We start from the raw sequence: 4,349 nt of genomic DNA, 5'->3' as shown, positions 1-4,349 counted from the left end.
CTACGCGCAGTGGGAGAAGATGGCCGCTGAGATCGTGCAGGGCACCTACGGTGTCGGCCCGTATGCCGGCCTGGCCGCCCAGCACTGACACCGCTCAACAACAGCACAGACACACGCCACGTGGGCGCCTTCCCGACCGGGAAGGCGCCCACTGTCGTATCCGCCGCGCCGACCGCGAGGGTCTCCACTCGCCTTCGCCGTTTGACCGGCGACGACCGAGACGTCCGGCGTAACGTCGACTGCGCCGAGATCGGCCCGCCCACGCCGGATTCCGCATCCGCGCCGTTCGCGCCCACCGCGGACCGGCGGCGGCGGTGCACGCGGACGGTGTCGACCGTCCGGCACGGGACGTGGAGGGCCAGCGCATGTGTTCCGACCGCCAATGCTGAGAATCCGCCGGGTCCCACGGCAACCATCCGATGCGTCGTCGCCGGCCGCACCGACCGGCGACGACAGCCCCGGCCTACGCGGGCGGATCCTTGGCACGGCCCGCGCCGCCCGGGCGACCCTGAAGGTGCCGGACGGGTGGCGGGGACCCCGGCGCACCGCGGACGGTGAGCCGCCACCGCGGTCGACGTCGGTGGCGCGCCGGCGGCTCGGCGTCGCGGTGTTCGCGGCGCTCGCCGTCACGGTCGCCGCGCTGGTCGCGTCCGCGCGGCTGAGGTCCCCGGCCGAGCTCGCCGCAGAGACCGCCCCGCCCCCGGCGTCGGCGCGGACCGCGCCGGTGGAGAAGCGGGTGCTGACCGACACGGTCGTCACGCGCGGCCGGGTCGGCGCCGAACAGACCGTCGACGTCGTGCCGCGTACGGCGGGCGGGCAACCGCCCGTGATCACCGGGGTGACGGTCAAGCCCGGCGACCGGGTGGACGCGGGCCGGGTGCTGATGGAGATCTCCGGGCGGCCCGTGTTCGCGCTGCCGGGCGGCGTCGCGGCCTACCGGGACCTGCGGCCGGGCGCGGTCGGGCGGGACGTGGCCCAGCTGCAGACGGCGCTGACCACACTGGGGTTCGGCACCGACGACCGCGCCGGCAGCTACGGCGCGGGCACCAAACGCGCCGTCGCCGCGTTCTACCGCGCCAAGGGGTACGCGCCGCGGCCGGCGAGCGACGAGGACGAGGTGCTGCTGACCCGGGCGCGCGGGGCGGTCACGGCCGCCGAGCGCGCGCTGCGGGACGCGCGGATCGCGCGGGAGTCGGCGTCCAGCCCGGGAGGGGCGCGGGTAGCGGCCGCACAGCGTGCCGCCGACGACGCCGCCGCGGACCTGGAGCTCGCGCGGCGCGAGCAGGAGCAGGTCGTACGCCGTACCGGCCCGATGGTGCCGGCCGCCGAGCTGGTGTTTCTGCGCGGGTTTCCCGGCCGCGTCGACGCGGTCACCGCCGTCGTCGGGGCGGAGGCCAGCCGCCCGGTGCTGACGGTCAGCGCCGGGCGGCTCGTGGTCAGGGCGGACCTGACGCCCCAGCAGCACGGGCTGGTGCGGAAGGGGCAGACCGCGCGGGTGAGCGCGGAGTCGGGCGCGAGCGCGGAGGCGACGGTGCGGGACGTCGCCGAGGGGACGCGCCCGTCCGTCGACGGCCGGGACCCCGCCGGTGCGGAGTCGGCGGCAGGCGCGTACGAGATGGTCGCGGTGCCCCGTCGGGCGCTCGATGCGGCGCTGGCGGGACGGGAGGTCGGACTCACCGTGATCGCCGCCTCCACCCGGGAACCCGTGCTGGCCGTTCCGATCGCCGCGGTCGCGGCCGAGCCGGACGGCCGGACCTCGGTCACCGTCGTGGCCGACGGCGAACGCCGGCGCGTCGACGTGGTACCCGGCCTGGTGGGCGACGGATACGTGCAGGTCACGCCCGTTGCCGGCGCCGAGCTCGGCCCGCCCGACCAGGTGGTGGTGGGAACGTGACCGTGCCGGAGCCCGCCGCCGGATGCGCGGTCCCCGACGCGGTCGCGCCGGCACCGGTCATCCGCTTCCGGGGCGTGGCGTTGACGTACCCCGGCCCCCCGCCGGTGCACGCGCTGCGCCCCTGCGACCTCACCGTGCGGCGCGGCGAGTTCGTGACCGTGATCGGCCCGTCGGGCTCCGGAAAGTCGACGCTGCTCAACGTCGCCGGGCTGCTGGACCGCCCGTCGCGCGGCCACTACGAGTTCGACGGCATCGACGCGCACCGCCTGCCGGAACGGGACCGCGCCGCGCTGCGGGGCGCGCGCGTCGGCTTCGTCTTCCAGGCGTTCCATTTGCTGTCCGATCGCAGCGCGGAGGAGAACGTGACGCTGTCGATGCTCTACACGGGAGTGCCGCGCGGGCAGCGGCGGGCGCGGGCGCGGGCGGCGCTGAGCCAGGTCGGGCTCGACGACCGGACCGACGCGCCGCCGTCGGAGTTGTCCGGCGGCGAGCGGCAACGGGTCGCGGTCGCGCGCGCGATCGTCAACCGGCCGGCGCTGCTGCTCTGCGACGAACCGACCGGGGCGCTCGACACCGCGACGTCGGCCGGGATACTCGACACCCTCGACGAACTGCACGCCGACGGACTCACGATCGTCGTGATGACTCACGACCCCACGGTGGCGGCGCGCGGGCAGCGCACCATCGACATCCACGACGGGGTGTTGCGCGAGGGCGCGACGGTGTCGGGGGTGCGATGAGTCGGCGCCGCGCCGCCGACGCGCCGATCCGCCCGTCCCGCCTGGACGGGCGGGACCTCGCCGCGGAGGCGCTCGCCGGCCTGCTCCGACATCCCGGCCGCGCGCTGCTGACCTCGCTCGGCACCACGCTCGGCGTGGCGACGTTCGTCGCGGTGCTGGGGCTCGCCGCAACCGCCGCCGCGCGGGTCGACAGCCGCTTTCACGCGGTCACCGGGGCCGAGGTCGTGGTGGAGGACGCGGGCACCCGCGACGCTTCCGACCCGTTCCCGCCGGACGCGGAGACGCGGGTGAGGCAGGTCAACGGGGTGGTCGGGGGCGGCGTCTACCGGCGGGTGCCGCAGCGGAGCCCGGTCCGCGCCGGACCGGCCGGGGTCGACGTGGCGGCGGCCGACGTCTCCGTCTTCGCCGCGTCACCGGGTCTGTTCACCGTCGTCCAGCCGCGGCTGGCGGCGGGGCGCACCTTCGACGCGTTCCACGACCGGACCGGCGCGCGCGTCGCCGTGCTCGGGGCCGGCGTGGCGCGCCGCCTCGGCGTCGGCTCCCTCGACACCCCGTCGGCTGTCTTCATCAACGACGTGCGCTACACCGTCATCGGGCTGCTCGATCGGGTCGAACGCCTGCCCGAGTTGACCTCGGCCGTCACGATTCCGACCGGCTCTCTGGCCGCGGTCGCGTCGACCTCGAACGGCGGTGACGCCCCCAAGATGCTGGTCGTGACGAGGCTGGGCGCCGCGCCGCAGGTGGCCGAGGAGTTGCCGCTCGCGCTGCGCCCGGACGCGCCGGATGCGCTCCGCGTGTTGCCGCCGACCGACCCGGGTCGGCTGCCCGACGCGGTCCGCGCCGACCTCGGGGCGTACTTCCTCATTCTCGCGGGCCTCTGCCTCCTCGTCGGCGCGGTCGGCATCGCGAATACGACACTTCTCGCGGTCCGGGAGCGCATGCTCGAAATCGGGCTGCGCCGGGCGCTCGGCGCGACGCGGCGCCAGGTGACGGCTCACGTCCTCGCCGAGTCCGCGGCGCTCGGCGGGCTCGGTGGCCTGTTCGGCTGCTGCACCGGGGTCATCACCGTGGTCGGCGTCGCGGTCGCGCTCGGATGGACGCCGGTGGCCGAGCCGTGGACCATCGCGCTCGCGCCGCCGCTCGGGATCGTCGTGGGGATGGCCGCCGGCGCGTACCCCGCGATCCGGGCCGGCCGCATCGAACCGGCCGAGGCGCTACGCCGATAGCCCCGAACCCGTGGTGCTGGCCGCGACATCCGTGCCGCCTTGGGTGGTTTGGCCGTCCCGAACGGCGGAATGAGCGGCGGTGGGGGCGGGTTGTATCTGGTCCCACCGCCGGGATTCGCTGGTTGGCGGCGGGACGGTGGAATGGCCGGCGGCTGCCGGTCGTTGAATAGGTCCCCCCGCCGGTGGTTCGCGAACTGCCCGGGCGGACGGAATGGCCGGCCGGTGCCGGTGGTTGTACATGGTCCCCGCGCCGGGGCTGTTGATCGGCCGGTCGGGTGGCGGAATGAGCGGGTAGCGCCGGTGGTTGTATATGGTCCCGCTGCTGGCGGGTGGAATGACCGGCCGGTGCCGGTGGTTGTATATGGTCCCGCCGCTGATCGGGCGGGGGAATGGCCGACCGGGGCCGGTCGTTGTGTCAGCTCCGTGAGATGGATCCGCGCCGCAGGTCGCGGCCGCGTGAAGACTCTCTGATCTTCTTTTCTTGTCCGG

At 75.6% G+C, this 4,349-nt stretch carries 3 protein-coding genes; all 3 read left to right on the top strand.

The annotated features are described in order from the left end of the window. Positions 1 to 580: 580 nt before the first annotated feature. Genes BLW47_RS24490 through BLW47_RS24480 form a run of 3 tightly spaced genes read left to right on the top strand, consistent with a single transcriptional unit; the run spans position 581 to position 3,860 of the window. Positions 581 to 1,894 (top strand): peptidoglycan-binding protein, encoded by a 1,314-nt coding sequence (locus tag BLW47_RS24490; RefSeq protein ID WP_091563165.1) that lies wholly within the window; start codon positions 581 to 583, stop codon positions 1,892 to 1,894. After that, positions 1,891 to 2,634: an ABC transporter ATP-binding protein gene (locus BLW47_RS24485; RefSeq protein WP_245737093.1), complete on the top strand. Its 744-nt coding sequence runs from the start codon at positions 1,891 to 1,893 to the stop codon at positions 2,632 to 2,634. The genes BLW47_RS24490 and BLW47_RS24485 overlap by 4 nt, the downstream gene beginning before the upstream one ends. Beyond that, a complete protein-coding gene (locus BLW47_RS24480; RefSeq protein WP_091563161.1) occupies positions 2,631 to 3,860 on the top strand; it encodes an ABC transporter permease in 1,230 nt (409 codons plus the stop codon). Before BLW47_RS24485 ends, BLW47_RS24480 begins: the two co-directional genes overlap by 4 nt. Positions 3,861 to 4,349: the final 489 nt, after the last annotated feature.

The organism is Micromonospora pattaloongensis (assembly GCF_900107255.1).
GTDB lineage: Bacteria > Actinomycetota > Actinomycetes > Mycobacteriales > Micromonosporaceae > Micromonospora_I > Micromonospora_I pattaloongensis.
The sequence above is the reverse complement of the archived record's forward strand: the minus strand, read 5'-3'. Positions and strand labels throughout refer to the sequence as shown.